The following is an 18,415-nucleotide window of genomic DNA, read 5'->3' as shown; positions in this document are numbered from 1 at the left end:
TTTCACGGATCGAGGTCGGCCGCCGCGCGCTCGTCGAAGACGCGCATGGCCTTGGCGGTGACCGGCCCGGGGGCGCCGGGCAGCCCACGGCCGTCGACGCGGTGAACGGCCTGTACGTCGCGCAGTGACGACGTCACGAAGATCTCGTCGGCCCGGTCGAGCGCGTCGAACGGCAGCCGGGTCTCGTGCGCTCCCGTCCACTCCACCGTCAGGGCCCGGGTGATACCGGCCAGAGCGCCCGAGGAGACGGGCGGGGTGTGGAGTTGTCCGTCCAGTACGACGAAGACGTTGGAGCCGGTGCCCTCGCACAGGTCCCCCACCGTGTTGGCGAACAGCGCCTCGGAGGCGCCCTGTTCACGGGCGCGGGCGAGGGCGACGACGTTCTCGGCGTACGACGTCGTCTTGAGCCCGGTCAGCGCGCCGCGTTCGTTGCGCGTCCAGGGGACGGTGATCACCGCGGTGGTGTCGGGACGGCGCGTGGTCTCCCCGACGGCCACGACCAGCGTCGGGCCGGCTTCGCCGCGGTCCGAGCCGAGCGGCGACAGACCGCCGGTGTACGTGATCCGCAGCCGGCCCATGTCCACCGGGTTGGCGTCCAGGACGGCGGCGCAGGCCGCGCGTACCTCGTCGTGGTCGGGGTCGGGCAGTGCGAGACCGCGCGCCGAGCGGGTCAGCCGGTCCAGATGCCGGGTGAGGGCGAAGGGCCGCCCCTGGACGGACTTCACCGTCTCGAAGATTCCGTCGCCCACGGTCAGCCCGTGGTCGAGCACGGACACCTGCGCGGCGTCGGCCGCCCGCAGTCCGCCGTTGACCCAGATCATCATCTAGCCGGTCCTTCCCGTCGCCTCGTACACTCCCGACGCTACCGCCAGCAGCCGCGACGCCTTCAGTTCGGTCTCCCGCCACTCGCGCTCGGGGTCGGATCCCCAGGTGATGCCCGCGCCGGTGCCGAAGCGGAGGACGGGGCCGCTCGGCGGGTCGCGTTCGATCCAGAACGTCCTTATGCCGACGGCGAGTTCGGCCGTCCCCCGGTCGGCGTCCACCCAGCCGACGGCGCCGCAGTACGGCCCGCGTGGTGTGGTCTCCAGCGCCTCGATGATCTTCAGCGCACTGGATTTCGGGGCGCCGGTGACCGAGCCTGGCGGGAAGGTCGCGGCCAGCAGCTCCGGCCAGCCCGTCCCTTCGGCGAGTTCGCCGCGCACCGTCGACACCAGGTGGACGAGTCCGGGGTGGGGCTCGACGGCACAGAGGGCGGGCACGGTCACCGACCCGGTGGCACAGACCCGGCCGAGGTCGTTGCGGACGAGGTCCACGATCATCACGTTCTCGGCGTGGTCCTTCTCCAGCAGGTCGGCGGCGGTACGGCCGGTGCCCTTGATGGGCCCGGACTCCACGGTGCGGCCGGTACGCCGCAGATAGAGCTCCGGCGACGCGGTGGCGATCTCCACGCCGTGCGCGGGGAGCCGGATCGTGCCGGCGTACGGGGCGGGGTTGCCGCGCGCCAGGAGGGCGGTCAGCGCGTCGATGTCGGAGGCGTCCGGGTCGGGCAGCGGGGCCGTCAGGACGCGGCAGAGGTTGGCCTGGTAGACCTCGCCCGCCGCGATGAGTTCGCGGACGCGGCGTACGCCGGAGACGTACGCGGCACGGTCGAGCGACGACGTCCAGTCGCCCGCCTCGGGGGTCGGCCCCCGCCACTGTCCGGGGACGGGCGCGGGGACCGGTTCGGGGCGCACGTCGCCGAACCGGGCGCAGGTCAGACGGCCCTCGAAGTCCATGGCTACGGCCCAGAAGCCGGCGGAGTCCAGGGCTTGCGGGTCACGGGTGACATCGCGCAGATCGGTGGCGACGAGGCCACCGAAGCGGGCCAGCGGAGGAAGGTCGGGCACGATGCCGAGTCTAGGACGGCTCAGCGGACGCGCCGCGAACGTGTCATGAGGGTGTCGCGAAGGTGCCGCAGTGTGAACGCACGGCAGCACGCTGCACAAACGCGTTTTTGTGCTGGCCCCGTAATCCGCTAGAGTTCACCACGTCGCCGGGCCGCGCAGTACGGACCGGGAAACGGCACGCGGACGTAGCTCAGTTGGTAGAGCGCAACCTTGCCAAGGTTGAGGTCGCCAGTTCGAACCTGGTCGTCCGCTCGATATGGGGGATTCATTCCCGGCCCCCGTACTCCTGGTGGAGTGGCCGAGAGGCGAGGCAACGGCCTGCAAAGCCGTCTACACGGGTTCAAATCCCGTCTCCACCTCCAAGGACGATTAGCTCAGCGGGAGAGCGCTTCCCTGACACGGAAGAGGTCACTGGTTCAATCCCAGTATCGTCCACACAGATCAGGGGCCGTTTCCCATTACGGGAAACGGCCCCTGATGCATGCTGCGTAACTAATTGCGTGACTGTCCCGGCGGATCATCGTCAAAGATCCGGTCCATGGTCACAGCTCCAGTCTGGATCACCGGACGAATCTGCTTCCGATAGATCCGCTCCGTGACGGACGTGCCCGAGTGACCGACCAAGCGCGAGATGTCCTCGATAGGCACTCCGCTGTCCGACAGCAGCGACACGAAGCTATGCCGAAGTTCCCGAGGCGTCCAGTCGGCAGCGTCGATGCCATCCACATCTGCCAGCACGCGGCGGAAAGCCCGGCGGACGTTGGCCGCGTCCAGTTCGGTGCCAGCGTCCGAGGCGAAGACGAGCCCGTGTTCCCCCCACCTGTCCCCCGCAGCGAGACGGTCCCAACCCTGGTCTTCCCAGTGCTGCCAAAGCGCCCCCACGCACCGCACGGGCAGCGCGAGCGTCCGCCGTGACTTCCGGGTCTTGGTGTCTCCCCCGGCCCGCACAGAGCGCCACACAGCCATGTAGGGCGGGACCGCAGGGACCGCGTCCGCGTCCCCCGTCAGATACACGTGATCCCAGGTGAGCGCTCGCAGCTCCTCAGTACGCGCACCCGTGAGCAGAGCCACCACGATGTAGGCGTGCATGGGCGAACCGGCAGCGGCCTCAAGCACCGCCTCTGCCTGGACGAGGTCCAACGCCTTGGACGGTCGCCCGGATCGGCCAGCGGGGATCGCGCAGAGCTCCACGACGTTCCGCTTCACCTTGTCGCGGGCCATGGCGCGCTTCACGGCACGGTTCAGGCACGATCGGATCACTTGGAGCGTGCTGGTACTGAGCGTCTTGGCCTTGGCGACAAGCCACTTGTCCACGTCATCGGCGCTGAGGTCACGGAGCTTCCGGGCGCCCAAGGCCGGGATGATGTGGGACCGGCACAGACTCGTGTACTTGTTCATGGTCTCCTCATCCAGCCCGGCCAGACCGTAGGCAAGCCAGTCGTTCACCGCGTGCGCGACCGTGTAGCTGGCCGGGGCAATGGCGAGACCATCCTCATGGTCCCGCATCACCTCCTTAAGCTTGGCTTTCGCCTCCGTCTTGGTCTTGCCGCTTCCACGCTTGACGATCCGCTTGCCAGCCGGGCAGTACCCGAGTGTCACGCTCGCGATCCAGCGTTCCCGCGTCTTGTCCCAGTGGAGACCGCCATCACCACGGCTACGACGTGCAGTCACCGCACTCCCCCGGCCTCGCGCTCAAGGAGTGCCACGTACTCCCGGAGTGCCGACACCGGGATGCGACAGGCCCGCCCCTGATGGACCGTGCGAAGACGCCCCGCGCGAATCTGCTCATAGATCACAGTCCGACTCAGGTTGAGCACCTCCATGGCGCCCTCGATCCGGTAGAGCAGGAACTCGCCTGCCTGTCCCCCTTCAACCGCAGTCGCCATGGTCACCACTCCCCCTCGTCGTCTTGCAGGTCGGCCAGCACTTCGCGGGCCATGTCGCGGTTGGTTCGGATGTCGCGCGCCATGTTGGCGGCGAGCCAGGACTCTCCCGGCGTGTGGCCGTGTCCGGCGTAGGTCCAGTGCGCGAGGACCAACATGGAGCCCTCCGGGGCGTCGTCGGGGTCGGGCAGGCCCCGTGTCTGGCGTTCCTGGCGGGCGCGGTAGTCGGCCCGCACCTGGCGCAGGGCACCGAGGGTGGTGGAGTAGCGGCGGGACTTGGTGGAGAAGTGGCCCCGGAAGCCGAGCATGTGCGCCCACTGCCAGAGCTTCCGCTCCGGGTACGTCTCGTCCAGGCGGTAGCAGGCTTCGATCAACTTCCGTGCGTGCTGCGGTAGTTGGGTGAGCTTGTCGAGTTCGGAGAGTTCCCCGATCCGCCGGTCCACCGTGCCCGTCGTCTCGGCCGCTTTGGTGGCGTACTTCGCGACGTACGCGGCCACCGCTTCCTCGCTCAGCTCCTGCCCGTCATCGGTACCGATGGGGCGCACGTCGACCTGGGCACCCCAGCGCAGTTCGCGGGCGGGCTGCGAATCGGCCGGCACGACCGGCACCGAGACACGGGCAGCCGCAGCCTGGATCGCATCGGCCAGCAGCTCGACACCGGCCCACGGCGGCGGAATGTCGTCCGGGCCTTCGGGACCATCCAGGCGCACGATGGCGTGGAAGTGGACCGCACCGCGCTTCTGGAACTCCGCGACCTTCCCGAACGACACCCGGCAGACCTCCGTGAGAGCCGCTTGCGTGAGGCCCGCGCGGTGGGCGATCTCGCGGCGGAGGTAGATGGTGAAGCGGCGCCACAGGTCCCCGGCATGGTTGTTCCACAGCACCGCACCCGCGTAGTCGTACGTCGAGGGGTCCAGCGCCGTCCCCAGCTCCGGGGCACCGTCCGCGTGGGAGCTCCCGCAGCGGCAGCGGCCCGAAGCCGGTTGGTTGTGGACCGGACCGAACGACGGAGCCGTCAGCGTCGCGAACACCTTCGGATGCGCCCGCACCGTCACCGGGGTGCCCTTACGCGGGTCACCCGTCAGCCCGGCACGGATCAGGTGGAAGGTGTCCCCCGCGTACATCCAGGCGCACGAGGGGCAGCGCGAGGCACGGCGGTTTCCGCACGCCACCCGCAGCGACCCGCCCGGCTCACCCTGCGTCGAGTACGAGTAAAGGAGGGTGCCGGTACGGGCATCACGCGTCGTCGTCATACCCTGCAACCGGATCGGATCAGCACACCCACCAGTACGGCGTACCTGCTCCTGCCACCGGTCGAAACCAGGCTCGTTCGCCACCCGCAACAGGTCGGCGAGGGTGGTGGGGTCAACCCCGACCGAGGCAGCCACCGGGGCCACCCCAGCCGGGGACACGGGGAACACGCTCACGCGTAGTCCTCCCTCGGGTAGCCGTGCCCCAGAGACGGGTAGAGGCCCCGGAGCTTCGCGTCGTCCTCCGCGAACAGCGCGTCATCCACCACGGCGTAAAAGGCCGTGTACGGGCGGACGTCGTGGCGGTCCAGCCACACGGTGATCCGCTCCGAGCGCTCCTCATCGGCCGCTTCATGCGCGTGCAGAGGGTCGGGAAAGTACGTCACGCCGCCACCGCCACGGAAGCCACACGCGTACGCAGGCGGACGACGTGGCCCGCGTGACGGGCCTTCGCGCGGTCGCTGACACCCCCGGCAGGCAGGCTGTAGGGCCAGTACTCGACCAGGCCCGAACCGGCGCACCCCTCGCAGAAGAGGGACAGCGAGCCCTCTTCGGACCATCCGGAGCCGTCACACTGGTCACAGTCCGCCCACACGTTGACCATCAGGAAGTGCAGGCACTCGGCGGGGTTGAAGCAGTAGGAGTCAAGACAGGCCGGGCAGCCACGACCCGAACGCACCAGGCGCACCGGCCCCGGAAGCGGAACGGACACCGGGGCGACAAGCGCGAGAACGACAGAAGCAGGCATGATGGAAGCTCCCTCTATGGGATCAAGGGAGCGGCGCGACTACTTGGCGGTGGGAGCGCCGCTCCCGGCTTGTCACCCCCGAAGGGGCAACCTCTTATCCTCTTTAGGACTTCCATCAATGTAACCGACCGGGCTCAAGTCCTCAATAGGACATGAGGATAAATCTTCATGAGGTCGTTAGGTAGGCGTAGCATGCTCTTGAGGTCAGGAGGAGCGGATGACTGAGACCGCCGCCGGGGTCCCGAAGTACCACCGGTTCGCCAACGCGCTACGCCAAGCCATTCAAGAGGGCACCTACGGTGCTGGGCAGAAGTTGCCCCCCGAAGACCAGTTGGCCCAGCAGTACCGCATGAGTGTTCCGACGATTCGCCAGGGGCTGGGCGTTCTGGTGGCGGAAGGTCTGATCGACCGCCAACACGGCAAGGGCACGTTCGTCAAGAACGAGCGCCCGCTCTTGCGGAAGTCGCGGAACCGCTACGGGCGCGCTCGGCATGACTCCAAGCTCTTGACTCGCGATCTCCGGCACTCGATCACCTTCGCTGGACGAGCGCCAGTGCCGACCTCGGTCGCGGAAGCCATGGGGATCGAGCCGGACGCAGAGGTAGTCATCCGTCGACGCTTGCTGTCGGACCGCGAAAGCGGACGCCCCGAAGAGGTCGGAGCAAGCTACCTCCCGATTGAGGTGGCAGGCGGAACGTACCTTGAGGAGCCAAAGGTGGTTCCCAAAGCCCTATTCTTGTGCGTCGAAGAAATCAGCGGAAAGCGGTACCAGGAAGCGCGCGATCTTTGGCGCTCTAGAATGCCGACACCCGAAGAGGCGGATGCGCTAGAGATTCCTACGGGAATGGCTGTCATGCATGTAATGCACACGGCCTATTCCGGCGATGGTGAAGTGCTTGAGGTGTCAGAGTCAATCTGGCCAGCCGACCGCATCATTGTGGTAGACGAATACGCTATTGAGCAGGACGCAACCGAGCTCGACTCTCCGTCTGGAGTCTGAACATGAGCTACGTCGATCTAGCGCCAGGGACGCACGCCGAGCGGATGCATGACCACTGGTGGTGGCGGCCGGGATGGCATGTTGGCCAGCGTGCGTACACCTGGCACATCACGTTCGAGGGTCAGGAGAAACTACACGAGATCGCTCGCCAGTACCAAGGCGCCCTGTCGAGCACTCCGAACCTCGACCCCATTCCGTTGGAATGGCTACACCTCACCATGCAGGGGGTGGGGTTCCTGGGGGAGATTGGAGAGGAGGAAATCGAGCGAGTGATTGAAGAGGCTCGGCTCCGCCTTGCTGAATTGGGAACTCTTGATCTGGCCTTCGGTCCGGCAATCGTGGCAGACGAAGCGATCGTGCTCCCTGCCAAGCCGGAAGGTGCAGTAGAGAGTCTCCGGAAGGCGCTTAGGCGAGGGATTAGCGATGTGCTGGGTAACGAAAGGCTTAGTGAAGACCCGGAGCGTTTCCGTCCACACGTCAGCGTGGCCTATAGCAGCGGAGACCATGACGCTCGGCCGCTCATTGATTTGCTAGAACGTAACTTGGCCCAACCAGTGACGATCCCTGTCCCTAATGCGTCCCTGATCGCCATTCACCGTGATCACCGCGTCTATCAGTGGCACATCGTTGAGCAAGTGCCGATCGGTCGATGACTCCGCATCGGGAAGCCTGTTACGGGTTTCTCTACCTCATCAAGCCCCACCCTGCGGGTGGGGAGGGGGAGGGGACGCTCCGGGAGCTCCCGCGCGGGTGGGCCGCTGATTCGGGACCATCGGAGCCCGGCGCGCTGCGGACGGTCAACACGGACCCCCCCCCGTGGATCGTGGGGGCGAATCGGCCGGCGGGCACCCGAGCACCACCACGGGGAAGGTCGACGGGGAAGCCGCAGGCGCCTTCGGCCTCCAGGGTCTGCTGGTGGTTCGGGGGCTCCTGCCCTGTCGGGCATCCGGCACGCAGGCCACGTCTTCTCGCAGAAGCCGCCGCTACGGAAAACACCCAGTCGGCCCGTCTCCGGGCCGCTTGGGGCTCGGGGCTGGGCGCCGCTCCTGCCTTCGGCCCGCTCCGCCCGCCCCGGCCCCGCGCCGCGATGCGACACGAGGTATCCCGCTTCACGCTTCGCCTGTAAACCGCCGCACCGGACTCCGAGAACGGAAACCCCACCACCACACAACCCGTGCGCCTGCACACCCAGGCCCACCGAACCACCCCAGGACAGCAGGAACACACGGCCAGGCGCACACAGCCCAGGGGACAGGACCTCTCCCGGCGAGAACCCGAAGACGGCAAGGAAGGTGATGGGGAGAGAGGGAAGGAGAGTAGGGGCGGGGGTCCAAGCGGGGCGCGGGGCTGGGGCGGTCGGCTCCACGGCTTTAGGCAGCCACCATGGGGCGAGCCTCTAAGATCATGGCCCCAGATCGGGCTATTGCGGGCAGGTCCAGGGACTGCCCGATTCGCGGCCAGCGTAAGGGGCCATAATCTCTCGCCCCATGGCAGCTCCCGCCCAAAGCCGCTCCACCAACCTCACACCGTGCCCAACCTCAGCGCCGACGCGGCAAGGAGGTTGGAGGGGGAGAGTGTGAGGGTCGTGGTGCCTCGCCGTGGGCCAGATCGACCGTGAGGAGACCCTGCGGGTGAGTGACTACCTGAGTGACAACCACGACGCACAACGGCGAACACCCACGGACGTTCACGGATTTGCGATGCAGGCCAGCGGCATGTCAATATCTGTCCACCGGCCGAACAAGCCGCCTGCGCGATTAGCTCAGCGGGAGAGCGCTTCCCTGACACGGAAGAGGTCACTGGTTCAATCCCAGTATCGCGCACAACCCGAAGCCCCCGGCCTTTCCGGCCGGGGGCTTCGTCGTGCGTGCGGGGTGCTCAGGACGAGAAGAGCATCCGGCCGAAGCCCTTCTGGCGGTGGTGACCGCCGTGGTGACCGCCGTGCGGCGCGCCCCACGCGGGAGCCGGCGCCGCCTGGGCGGGATAGCCGGGGGCCCCCTGGGCGGGGTAGCCGCCGGGGGCCGCGGGCGGGGGCGGGGCCTGCTGTCCCCACTGCGCCTCAAGACGGGTCAGGGACTCCAGCTCGCCGTAGTCGAGGAAGATCCCCCGGCAGCCGCTGCACTGCTCTATCTGGACACCGTTTCGGTTGTATGTGTGCATCGCTGCGTGGCACTTGGGGCACTGCATCGGTCGGCTCAGCTCCTCGCCGTTCGGTCGGCATCGCCGGAATGCCTTCCGGCGACGGTCCGTTCACCTTACGACGACGGCCCGGCCGCCAACTCCGTTGGGAGTACGGCAATTCGGGCGCAGCTCTCGATCATCGTCCCCTCCACCTCGTCCAGTTCACGGCCCTGCTCGGCCGACTTGGCGACGGCCAGCGCGGCGGTCTGGACGGTGAGGGCGCGGGCGGCGACGTCGAGCCGGGGCCACGGGTCGCCGGCGGGCGGTACGGCGGGACCGCCGGCCGCCCGGTAGGCGCCGAGGAAGCGCCGCCACTCGTCGGGGGCGAGCAGTCCGGCGGCGTACCAGGCGGCGGGGCGGGCCAAGTCCCAGGCGGCGTCGCCGAGTCCGAGGTCGTCCACGTCGATCAGCAGCCAGGGGCCGTCCGTCGCGGGGTGCCGTACGAGCTGGCCGAGGTGGAGGTCGCCGTGGCACAGCGCCCCGCCGGCCGGTGCGGGCGCCTCGCCCCTGGCCCAGGCGGGCAGGCCCGCCCAGGCGCGCTCCACGTCGGCGGCGGCCGGGTGGCATCCGGCGGCCCGCATCCGGGAGAGGGCCTGTGCTGCCTTGAGGGGGCCGCGCACGGGCGGGACGGACAGCGGCGCGAGGGCGGCGGGCGGTACGGCGTGCAGCCGGGCCAGCAGGGTCGCCGCCGCCTCCCAGGGCGCGTCGTCGGGACGGTCGGGGTCGACGGGGCTGCCGTAGGGCCAGGTGGTGACGGGCCGGCCCGCGATGTGCCGGGGGGCCGCCGGGAGCGGTGGCAGCAGGATTCCGGCGAGCAGCGGATGCGCGGCGACGGTGAGCCGGGCGCGGTGTCCGGCCGGGTCGGTGGCGGGCGCGTGGGCCTTGGCGACGGCGGCCCCGTGCCGTACGACCACGCCGTCGGACCGGTCGGCCAGCACGGTCTCGTCGCGCCCGCAGGCGCGGCAGGGGTGTGGGGGTCCGGTGGGTGGGCGGGCGGTGTCGGGGTGGGCGGCGTGCCGGGCGGCGACGGTGAGCGCGCGTACGACGGACGCGGTCGTGGCAGTGGTCGCGGATGTGGTCACGGCGGTGTCCCCCGGTGCGGTGTGTTTCCCGCCGGGAGCCTACGCGCGGCGCGTCGGCGAGAGGGTCGGATCGGTCACGGAAACGGGTCCGGACAGCGCGATGGCCGGTCAGCTCCCCAGCTGACCGGCCAAACGCTGCCGTCCGCCGCACCCCCGTCCCCACGGGGTTGTTGGCCGGATGTCTTGGCCCGGGCCGCTCTCCCGAACCTGGGGCACCGCTCAGCGCCCCAGCATCACGCCCACGGACGACGCTTGTGTGACCACTGCTTCCCAGCCGCCGAATACGACGACCAGCAGGGCCGCGAGAGGCAGGACCATGACTGTCGCCACCAGGGGGTGGCGCGAACCGGAATTCCGCCCGCCGAACGCGTCGAATGCCCTGCGTCCCTGCGTGCGGATCATCGCTCGCGATGCCGTGTCGGCCATGGTCCTTCTCCTGTCGTGATCTGGCAGCGGCGAGTGTGTGACCTCGGGGGACGAGTGCTGCACTCGCCGCTTGAGAACAACCTTAGGGACGCGCCGCGCCCGGGTCGTCATGCCCGCGTACCGATTGCCGGGCCTCCCGGAGGATGAGCGGTACCCCCAGCGCGTACTCCCCTGGGTGGAGAGGAGGGTCTAGGCCTTGGGGTCTTCCCGGAGGGGACGCTCCGAGAGCTCCTCCCTGGGCACCGGTTGTTCGACCAGAGCGAGCACGCGCGTGGCCATGAAGCGCGCCGTGCGCACCACCGAGCCGTTGCGGGTGACTTCACTCACTTCCACCACTCCTCGACGCACCGCCGTCTCCACCCGGCGGCCTGCCCGACTTGCCACGACTTCGTACGTACGCGTCGTGTCACCCGCGTCCACCACTATCTCCACGCGGTCACCCTTCATCGATCCAATCCCCCTTCTGCGACGGACCTTTGAGATCTCGCACGGGCCTGGGGACCTTGGATCCGCGGTCCCCTGACCACCCCTCAAGTTTCTCACCCGGCACTGACAATCGATCGGTTCGCGAGGGCGCGGCCTATGAGCGCCCCGGGGCGTGGGTACGTAAGCTGTGCCACGTCACACGGACGACCGGGCAGCGGGGATGGACATGGCGATGATGCGGCTCCGGCGCGAGGACCCGCGTGTCGTCGGTTCGTTCAGAATTCACCGGCGGCTGGGCCAGGGCGGCATGGGCGTCGTGTATCTGGGTTCCGACCGGCGTGGGCAGCGGGTCGCGCTGAAGGTGATCAGGCCCGATCTCGCCGAGGACCAGGAGTTCCGCTCCCGGTTCGCCCGCGAGGTCTCGGCTGCCCGGCGGATCCGCGGGGGCTGTACCGCCCGGCTGGTGGCCGCCGATCTCGACGCGGACCGGCCGTGGTTCGCCACCCAGTACGTTCCGGGACCGTCGCTGCACGACAAGGTGGCCGAGGACGGCCCGCTGTCCGCCGCCGAGGTCGCCTCCGTGGGAGCCGCCCTCGCCGAGGGGCTGCTGGCGGTGCACGAGGCCGGGGTCGTCCACCGCGATCTGAAGCCGTCGAACATCCTGCTCTCCCCCAAGGGCCCGCGCATCATCGACTTCGGGATCGCCTGGGCGACCGGGGCGAGCACGCTCACGCACGTCGGTACGGCGGTCGGGTCGCCCGGTTTCCTGGCGCCCGAGCAGGTGCGCGGCGCGGCGGTGACACCGTCGACCGACGTCTTCGCGCTCGGCGCCACGCTTGCCTACGCCGCGACGGCCGACTCGCCCTTCGGACACGGCAGTTCGGAAGTCATGCTCTACCGGGTGGTGCACGAGGAGGCGCAGCTGTACGGGGTGCCGGACGCGCTGGCGCCGCTGGTGCGGGCCTGCCTGGCGAAGGACCCCGAGGAGCGGCCGAGCACGCTCCAGCTGTCGATGCGGCTGAAGGAGATCGCGGCGCGGGAGGCGCAGGGGCTGCCGGACGGACGGCCTCCGGCGCAGCGGGAGCGGACCGGGCACGACGTACCGACGGGCCGGATGCCGGAGCGTACGGCGCGGATGCCACAGCGGACCGAGCGCACCGAACGTGCGGAGCGGGCCACTCAGGGCCGTACGGCGGGCGGGCCCGACTCCCGTGCGCACGGCTCGCGTGGTTCGGCGCCGCGCACGGGTGGTGGCGGGCGTCCGCCGAGGCCCCGTGAGGGCTCGCGTACCGGTTCACGTAACGGTTCGCGTACCGGCGGCGGTCGTCAGGGCAGCAGGCCCGGGGCGCGTGCGACGTCGGGTGGGCGCGGCGGGCGCGGCGGGCGCAGGCCGGCCAATCCGCGGCTGCTGCGGCAGCGGCTGATCGTGTTCGTGGTGGTGACGCTGATCGTCGCGCTGGGGATCGCGGCGGCGCAGAAGCTGTAGGGCCGATCAGGCGCGGGGCCGCGTCATGGCAACGTCATGGCCGGGTCATGTAGAAGGCGACGGCCGAGGTGGCGGCGACGTTGAGGGAGTCCACTCCGGCGTCCATCGGGATACTCACCCGCAGGTCGGCGGTGGCGAGGGCGCCGGCGGTCAGCCCGTCGCCCTCGGTACCGAAGAGGAGCGCGAGCCTTTCGTGGCGCTGCGCGGCCAACTCGTCGAGGGTGATCGACTTCTCGTCCAGGCAGAGGGCCGCGGTGACGAATCCCGCCGCGCGCAGCAGGTCCGCGTCCTTCGGCCAGGACTCCAGCCGGGTCCAGGGGACCTGGAGGACGGCGCCCATCGAGACCTTCACGGCCCGGCGGTAGAGCGGGTCGGCGCAACGCGGGGTGAGGAGGACCGCGTCGACGCCGAGCGCCGCCGCGTTACGGAAGGCGGCCCCGAGGTTGGCGTGGTCGACCATGTCCTCGAAGACGGCGGCGCGGCGTGCCGTGCGCAGCAGGTCGGCGGGCGGCGGCAGGGGCTTGCGGCGCATGGAGGCGAGCGCGCCGCGGTGGACGTGGTAGCCGGTGACGCGTTCGGCCAGGTCCGGGGCGACCTCGTAGACGGGTGCGGTGGTCCCGTCGATGACGTCCCGCATGACGTCGGTCCACTTCTGCGTCAGGAGCATGGACCGCATCTCGTAACCGGCCGCCACGGCGCGGCGGATGACCTTCTCGCCCTCGGCGATGAACAGGCCCTCGGCGGGCTCGCGGCGGCGGCGGAGTTCGACGTCCGTGAGGTCGGTGTAGTCGGCGAGACGGGGGTCGGCGGAGCCGTCGGGGGCCGCTTCGACGGTGATGGTCTCAGCCACGGTGGACGCTTCCGGGGCCGACGGGGACCACGTCGCCGATGACGATGACGGCCGGGGGCCGTACGTCCTGGGCACGGACGGCTTCGGCGGCCGTTTCGAGCGTCGCGTCCACGCGTCGCTGCGTCGCCGTGGTGCCTTCCTGGATCAGCGCCACGGGGGTCGACGGCGGCTTGCCGTGGGCGATGAGGGTCCGGGCGATGGCGCCGATCTTGTCGACGGCCATCAGCAGGACGAGCGTGCCGCGCAGCCGGGCGAGCGCCGGCCAGTCGACCAGCGAGCGCGGGTCGCCGGGCGCCACATGGCCACTGACCACCGTGAACTCGTGTGCCACGCCCCGGTGCGTGACGGGGATACCGGCCGCGCCGGGCACGCTGATGGAGCTGGAGATACCGGGCACGACGGTGCAGCCGATGCCCGCATCGGCGAGCGCCTGGACCTCCTCCATGCCGCGGCCGAAGACGAAGGGGTCGCCGCCCTTGAGCCGTACGACCGCCTTGCCCGCCCTGGCGTGCTCGATCAGCGCGTGGTTGATCGCCTCCTGGGCCATGTAGCGGCCGTACGGGATCTTCGCCGCGTCGATCACCTCGACGTGCGGCGGGAGTTCGTCGAGGAGGTCGCGCGGGCCGAGGCGGTCGGCGATGACGACGTCGGCCTCGGCGAGGAGGCGCCGGCCTCGTACGGTGATCAGCTCCGGATCGCCGGGGCCGCCGCCGACGAGGGCGACGCCAGGGGTCCTGGTGCGGTGGCGGGGGGCGGCGAGGGTGCCGTCGCGCAGGCCCTCCACGATGGCGTCACGCACGCCGGCGGAGCGGCGCGGGTCGCGCCCGGTGAGGACGGCGACGGTGACGCCCTCGCTGCGGCCGGTGGCCGGGGTCCAGGCGGTGGCGGCGTCGGCGTCGTCGCTCCGTACGCACCAGGTCCTGTTCCGCTCGGCCTCGGCGGAGGCACGGGCGTTGGCCCCGGTGTCGCTGGAGGCGACCAGGACGTACCAGGCGTCGCTCAGGTCGCCGTCCGCGTACGGGCGCCGTTCCCAGCGGAGTTCGCCCGCGTCCGCCATGGCTTCGACGGAGGGGGTCGCGGACGGCGACACGAGCACGATGTCGGCGCCGGTCGCGATGAGGGCCGGCAGCCGGCGCTGGGCGACCTGCCCGCCCCCGATGACGACGACGCGCCGACCGGCCAGACGGAGTCCGACCGGGTACGCGGGATGCTCGGCCATGGCGCTGCGGGCTCCTCTGACGGGTGGGGTGAAAGGGCTGGTGGGACGCGGTTCCAGCTTAGTGGGGGGGGCGTGGGGGGCTCGGGTCGGCGCCTGTCGCCGGGGTGGGCCGGGCGTCACCGTCCGTACCCGGTGTGCGGGCGGGGGGCTGTTCCCCTACCCGCCCCTTCCCACAACCGGGGCTCCGCCCCGGACCCCGTACGGCAACGGCCGTGCCCTCAAACACCGGGCGGGCTGGGATTCGGGGCTCCGCCCCGGACCCCGCGCCTCAAACGCCGGCGAGGCTGGATGTGGCGCCGGAGAGACTGAAGAATGCCCGACCCCGCGCCTCAAACGCCGGGGGGGGCCGGATGTCGCGCCGGAGGCGCTGGAGATGCGCGGTTCGGCTACTTCTCCGTCACTCCCGCCGAGTCGAACGTCGCCACCTCGTGCATCGCCCGCGCCGCGCTCTGGACCACCGGGAGCGCCAGCAGGGCGCCCGTGCCCTCGCCCAGGCGGAGATCCAGGTCGACCAGGGGCCGCAGGCCCAGCTTGTTGAGGGCGGCCACATGGCCCGGTTCGGCGCTGCGGTGGCCCGCGATACAGGCGGCCAGGGCCTCGGGGGCGATCGCCCGCGCGACGAGGGCCGCCGCTCCCGCGCTCACGCCGTCGAGGATGACCGGTGTACGCAGCGACGCGCCGCCCAGCAGGAAACCGACGAGCGCCGCCTGCTCCAGGCCGCCGAAGGCCGCGAGGACACCGATCGGGTCGGCGGGGTCGGGTCGGTGGAGTTCGAGACCGCGCCGGACGACGTCGATCTTGCGGGCGTGCATCTCGTCGTTGATGCCCGTGCCGCGCCCGGTGACCTCGGCGGGGTCCAGGTCCGTGTAGACGGAGATCAGCGCGGCGCAGGCCGTGGTGTTGGCGATGCCCATCTCGCCGGTGAGCAGGCCCTTGTTGCCCGCCGCCACCAGATCGCGGGCGGTCTCGATGCCCACGTCGATCGCGGCCAGCACCTCTTCGCGGGTCAGCGCGGGCCCGGTCGTGAAGTCGGCCGTGCCGGCGCGCACCTTGCGGGGCAACAGGCCGGGGGTGGCGGGCAGTTCGCCCGCGACGCCGACGTCGATGACACAGACCTCGGCGCCGACCTGATTCGCGAAGGCGTTGCAGACCGCGCCGCCGCCGAGGAAGTTGGCGACCATCTGCGCCGTCACCTCCTGGGGCCAGGGGGTGACGCCCTGCGCGTGCACACCGTGGTCGCCCGCGAAGACCGCGACGGCCGCGGGCTCCGGGATCGGCGGCGGGCACATCCGGGACAGACCGCTGAGCTGTGCGGAGATGATCTCCAGCATGCCGAGCGCCCCCGCGGGCTTCGTCATCCGCTTCTGCCGCTCCCACGCCTCGCCGAGCGCCTTGGCGTCGAGCGGGCGGATACCGGCGATCGTCTCCTTGAGGAGGTCGTGCGGCTCCTCACCGGGCAGGGCCCGGCGGCCGTACGTCTCCTCGTGGACGACCCAGGACAGCGGGCGGCGCTTGGACCAGCCCGCCTGCGTCAACTCGGGCTCCTCCGGGAACTCGTCGACGTACCCGACGCACAAATACGCCACGACGTCGAGGTGTTCGGGGAGGCCGAGCGCGCGGACCATCTCGTGCTCGTCGAAGAAACTGACCCAGCCGACGCCGAGTCCCTCGGCGCGGGCGGCGAGCCACAGGTTCTCGACGGCGAGGGCGGAGGAGTACGGGGCCATCTGCGGCTGGGTGTGGCGGCCGAGGGTGTGCCGGCCGCCGCGCGTGGGGTCGGCCGTGACGACGATGTTCACCGGGGTGTCGAGGATGGCCTCGATCTTCAGTTCCTTGAACTGCTTGGCCCGGCCCTTGGGGAGCGACTTGGCGAACGCGTCCCGCTGGCGCTGTGCCAGTTCGTGCATGGTCTGCCGGGTCTCGGCGGAACGGATGACGACGAAGTCCCAGGGCTGCGAGTGGCCGACGCTGGGAGCGGTGTGCGCGGCTTCGAGGACGCGCAGCAGCACCTCGTGCGGGATCGGGTCGGAGCGGAAGCCGTTGCGGATGTCGCGGCGTTCGCGCATCACGCGCAGGACGGCCTCGCGCTCGGCGTCGTCGTAGCCGGGGGCGGGGGGTGACGCGTCGTCGGCGACGGCGGGGGGCTCGGGCTCGGCGTCGGGCACCGGAGTGGGGGGCGGGGGCGTGCTCAGCGCCTCGACGGGAACGGCTGCGGGGGTGGGATTGGGATTGGGATTGGGAGTTGGGGTGGGGGTGGGGTTCGGGGAGGGTGCGGGGTCCTCCGCCGCTGCCTCCGTCTCCGCGACCGGTACGGGCTCCGGCTCGGGCTGTACGGGCGCGGGTTCCGGCTCGATGACCGCCACCGGCTCGGCCGGTGCGGGCGCCACCGGGTCGGCGCCGGGCAGCGCTATCGGCTCGCGCTTCTCCTCCGCCTCGACGGGCTCGACCGGTTCGGCAACCGGGGCCTCGGCCACGACCACCGCTTCGGGCACGGGGACGGGCTCGGGCTCAGGCGCGGGCTCGGGATCCGCAACGGGCTCCTCGGCGGCCACCGGCTCAGGCGTCGGCTCGGGCTCGGGCTCGGGAGCCTGCTCGGCCACCGCGTCGAGCACCGGTTCGGCTTCCGGCTCCGGTGCCTGCTCCGGTGCCGCTTCCTGCACCGGCACGGGCACGGGCTCCGGAACCGGCTCCGGAGCGATCTCCGGTCCGGCATCGGGGACGACCGTTTCTGCGGAGGCCTCGGGAACGGCTTGGTCCACCACCTCGGCGACGGCTACCGCGACCGCGGCCTCCGCCACCGGTGTCTGCGACTGCGGCGGCACCGAGGCCCATGGGTCCGCGCCCTGCACGGGAATGGCGCCGAGTTGCGGCCCCGGCAGCGCGGCGGCCTCCTCGCTCGGGATGTCCAGATACTCAAGGCCGGCCGTGGGCGGCCCCTGTGTCCGTACCCGAACCGGGGTCGGCGGCGCACTTGTAGGACCGCGATCGGCGAGCGAACGCACCACCCCACCCGTGGAGTCGGGCATCGGCGGACCCATGTGCAGGGGGCGACGCGCGGGGGGCGGGGTCGGCGTGGACGTGGCGGTCGGGGCGCGTACGGCACCGAGGTCGACCGAGCCCGAGTCCCGGCCGCCCGCTTCGTGCGCGCCCGGCTCGGGCACGGGCGCCGGCGCTTCCCGAACCGCCGCCGCCGGCTCCGGCTCCGCCGCCGGCTCCGGCTCCGGCTCCGGCTCCGGCTCCGCGACAGCCTGCGGCGCGGGGGCCTCGGCGACCTCCTGCGGAGCCGCCGCTTGCACGGCCTCAGCCGTCAACTCCGGGGCCGGTTGCGGCACGGCCTCCGGAGCCGGGGTCTCCACCACGGGCTCCGCCGGCGCGTAAGCCTGGGCCACGGGCTGCACGGGCTGCACCTGCATATGGGCCATGTCCGGCGCCGGATACTCCGGCAGACCCTCGGGTCCGGGCGCCGACTGGTACTCGGGCGGTGGCTGGTACGACACCGGTCCCTGGCCCGGGGCATCGGACTGGTACTCGGGCAGCGAGTACGTCGCGAGCTGAGACTGCGGCTGTGCCTGTTGCTGGGCCTGTGCCTGTGGCGCGAACTCGGCCTGTCCCACCTGCTGCGGGATCTGCGCGGCGGGTACGGGCTCCGGCTCCGGTACGGGCACGGCATGGGCGGCGGGCGTGAGCGGATCAGCCGGAGGCACCGGCTGTGGATCGCCCCACGCGCCCTGCGAACTCGGCATCAGCAGAAGGTCGTCGTCCTCGGAACCACTCTCGGAGGGGCCCAAGTAGGCATAGGAGTCGGCAGCGGGGTCGCCCGGCTGCTCCACCATGCCCGCGTTCTCAGGCAGTCCCTCGCCCGGGACCTGGCCGGTGTCAGTCATGCGTACCCCTCGCCCATTGGTTGTGCTCCTTCGGCCCTTCGACCGGGGCGCCCGATTCGGCGGCGCGTCCGGCGCCCGTCAATGACAACGAGCG

17 protein-coding genes and 4 tRNA genes are annotated in these 18,415 nt (G+C 71.0%); 7 read left to right on the top strand and 14 right to left on the bottom strand.

Translation table 11 applies throughout. The features are described 5' to 3' along the window. Positions 1–2: 2 nt before the first annotated feature. Both OG700_RS33120 and OG700_RS33115 read right to left on the bottom strand, forming a co-directional pair. On the bottom strand, positions 3–824 hold the full coding sequence (locus tag OG700_RS33120) for an aminotransferase class IV (protein ID WP_405620054.1): 822 nt from the start codon (positions 822–824) through the stop codon (positions 3–5). Continuing rightward, the gene (locus OG700_RS33115; protein ID WP_405620052.1) at positions 825–1,886 is read right to left on the bottom strand and encodes a chorismate-binding protein; all 1,062 of its coding nucleotides are present in this window, start codon (positions 1,884–1,886) and stop codon (positions 825–827) included. 179 nt (positions 1,887–2,065) lie between these two features. Between OG700_RS33115 and OG700_RS33110 the strand changes: the two genes are divergently transcribed. From OG700_RS33110 to OG700_RS33100, 3 genes are all read left to right on the top strand, one after another. After that, positions 2,066–2,138, top strand: a tRNA-Gly gene (locus OG700_RS33110). A gap of 36 nt (positions 2,139–2,174) precedes the next feature. After that, positions 2,175–2,248 (top strand) — tRNA-Cys (locus OG700_RS33105). A 1-nt stretch (position 2,249) separates the two neighbouring features. Then, a tRNA-Val gene (locus tag OG700_RS33100) sits at positions 2,250–2,321 on the top strand. Positions 2,322–2,378: 57 nt separating this feature from the next. Here OG700_RS33100 and xerC read toward each other — a convergent pair. From xerC to OG700_RS33075, 5 genes are read right to left on the bottom strand one after another with little or no spacing between them, the layout of a single operon-like run. After that, positions 2,379–3,557 carry a tyrosine recombinase XerC gene (xerC, locus tag OG700_RS33095; RefSeq protein WP_405620050.1) on the bottom strand — a complete coding sequence of 393 codons (1,179 nt, stop codon included), beginning with the start codon at positions 3,555–3,557 and terminating at the stop codon, positions 2,379–2,381. Continuing rightward, positions 3,554–3,772: a helix-turn-helix domain-containing protein gene (locus tag OG700_RS33090; RefSeq protein ID WP_405622167.1), complete on the bottom strand. Its 219-nt coding sequence runs from the start codon at positions 3,770–3,772 to the stop codon at positions 3,554–3,556. Before OG700_RS33090 ends, xerC begins: the two co-directional genes overlap by 4 nt. A gap of 2 nt (positions 3,773–3,774) precedes the next feature. Next, positions 3,775–5,166 carry a replication initiator protein RepSA gene (repSA, locus tag OG700_RS33085; RefSeq protein WP_405622165.1) on the bottom strand — a complete coding sequence of 464 codons (1,392 nt, stop codon included), beginning with the start codon at positions 5,164–5,166 and terminating at the stop codon, positions 3,775–3,777. A 26-nt stretch (positions 5,167–5,192) separates the two neighbouring features. Continuing rightward, the gene (locus OG700_RS33080) at positions 5,193–5,405 is read right to left on the bottom strand and encodes a hypothetical protein (protein ID WP_405620048.1); all 213 of its coding nucleotides are present in this window, start codon (positions 5,403–5,405) and stop codon (positions 5,193–5,195) included. Continuing rightward, a complete protein-coding gene (locus OG700_RS33075) occupies positions 5,402–5,767 on the bottom strand; it encodes a hypothetical protein (RefSeq protein WP_405620046.1) in 366 nt (121 codons plus the stop codon). Before OG700_RS33075 ends, OG700_RS33080 begins: the two co-directional genes overlap by 4 nt. 217 nt (positions 5,768–5,984) lie before the next feature. Here OG700_RS33075 and OG700_RS33070 point away from each other — a divergent pair, with 217 nt between their 5' ends. The 3 genes from OG700_RS33070 to OG700_RS33060 all read left to right on the top strand — a co-directional run bounded on the left by OG700_RS33070 (position 5,985) and on the right by OG700_RS33060 (position 8,590). Next, the gene (locus OG700_RS33070; protein ID WP_405620044.1) at positions 5,985–6,767 is read left to right on the top strand and encodes a GntR family transcriptional regulator; all 783 of its coding nucleotides are present in this window, start codon (positions 5,985–5,987) and stop codon (positions 6,765–6,767) included. 2 nt (positions 6,768–6,769) lie between these two features. Next, entirely contained in the window at positions 6,770–7,420 is a 651-nt protein-coding gene (locus OG700_RS33065; protein WP_405620042.1) for a 2'-5' RNA ligase family protein, read from the top strand. A 1,098-nt stretch (positions 7,421–8,518) separates the two neighbouring features. After that, positions 8,519–8,590, top strand: a tRNA-Val gene (locus OG700_RS33060). 55 nt (positions 8,591–8,645) lie between these two features. Here OG700_RS33060 and OG700_RS33055 read toward each other — a convergent pair. The 4 genes from OG700_RS33055 to OG700_RS33040 all read right to left on the bottom strand — a co-directional run bounded on the left by OG700_RS33055 (position 8,646) and on the right by OG700_RS33040 (position 10,903). Continuing rightward, positions 8,646–8,954, bottom strand: coding sequence for a zf-TFIIB domain-containing protein (locus tag OG700_RS33055; protein ID WP_354606192.1), 309 nt, complete (start codon positions 8,952–8,954; stop codon positions 8,646–8,648). A gap of 68 nt (positions 8,955–9,022) precedes the next feature. After that, on the bottom strand, positions 9,023–10,030 hold the full coding sequence (locus OG700_RS33050; protein ID WP_405620039.1) for a phosphotransferase family protein: 1,008 nt from the start codon (positions 10,028–10,030) through the stop codon (positions 9,023–9,025). A gap of 219 nt (positions 10,031–10,249) precedes the next feature. After that, positions 10,250–10,456: a hypothetical protein gene (locus OG700_RS33045; RefSeq protein ID WP_405620037.1), complete on the bottom strand. Its 207-nt coding sequence runs from the start codon at positions 10,454–10,456 to the stop codon at positions 10,250–10,252. Between the two features lie 189 nt (positions 10,457–10,645). Then, entirely contained in the window at positions 10,646–10,903 is a 258-nt protein-coding gene (locus tag OG700_RS33040) for a hypothetical protein (RefSeq protein ID WP_405620035.1), read from the bottom strand. A 205-nt stretch (positions 10,904–11,108) separates the two neighbouring features. Between OG700_RS33040 and OG700_RS33035 the strand changes: the two genes are divergently transcribed. After that, entirely contained in the window at positions 11,109–12,368 is a 1,260-nt protein-coding gene (locus OG700_RS33035) for a serine/threonine-protein kinase (protein ID WP_405622163.1), read from the top strand. Between the two features lie 34 nt (positions 12,369–12,402). On the opposite strand, the gene OG700_RS33030 is transcribed toward OG700_RS33035, so the two are convergent. The 3 genes from OG700_RS33030 to cobT all read right to left on the bottom strand — a co-directional run bounded on the left by OG700_RS33030 (position 12,403) and on the right by cobT (position 18,321). Then, entirely contained in the window at positions 12,403–13,218 is an 816-nt protein-coding gene (locus tag OG700_RS33030) for a TrmH family RNA methyltransferase (RefSeq protein WP_405620033.1), read from the bottom strand. Continuing rightward, positions 13,211–14,437: a uroporphyrinogen-III C-methyltransferase gene (gene cobA, locus OG700_RS33025; RefSeq protein ID WP_405620031.1), complete on the bottom strand. Its 1,227-nt coding sequence runs from the start codon at positions 14,435–14,437 to the stop codon at positions 13,211–13,213. The genes OG700_RS33030 and cobA overlap by 8 nt, the downstream gene beginning before the upstream one ends. Positions 14,438–14,823: 386 nt before the next feature. After that, positions 14,824–18,321, bottom strand: coding sequence for a nicotinate-nucleotide--dimethylbenzimidazole phosphoribosyltransferase (cobT, locus tag OG700_RS33020; protein ID WP_405620029.1), 3,498 nt, complete (start codon positions 18,319–18,321; stop codon positions 14,824–14,826). Positions 18,322–18,415: the final 94 nt, after the last annotated feature.

It is taken from the genome of Streptomyces sp. NBC_01508 (assembly GCF_045040315.1).
In the GTDB taxonomy this organism is placed as follows: domain Bacteria; phylum Actinomycetota; class Actinomycetes; order Streptomycetales; family Streptomycetaceae; genus Streptomyces.
The sequence above is the reverse complement of the archived record's forward strand: the minus strand, read 5'-3'. Positions and strand labels throughout refer to the sequence as shown.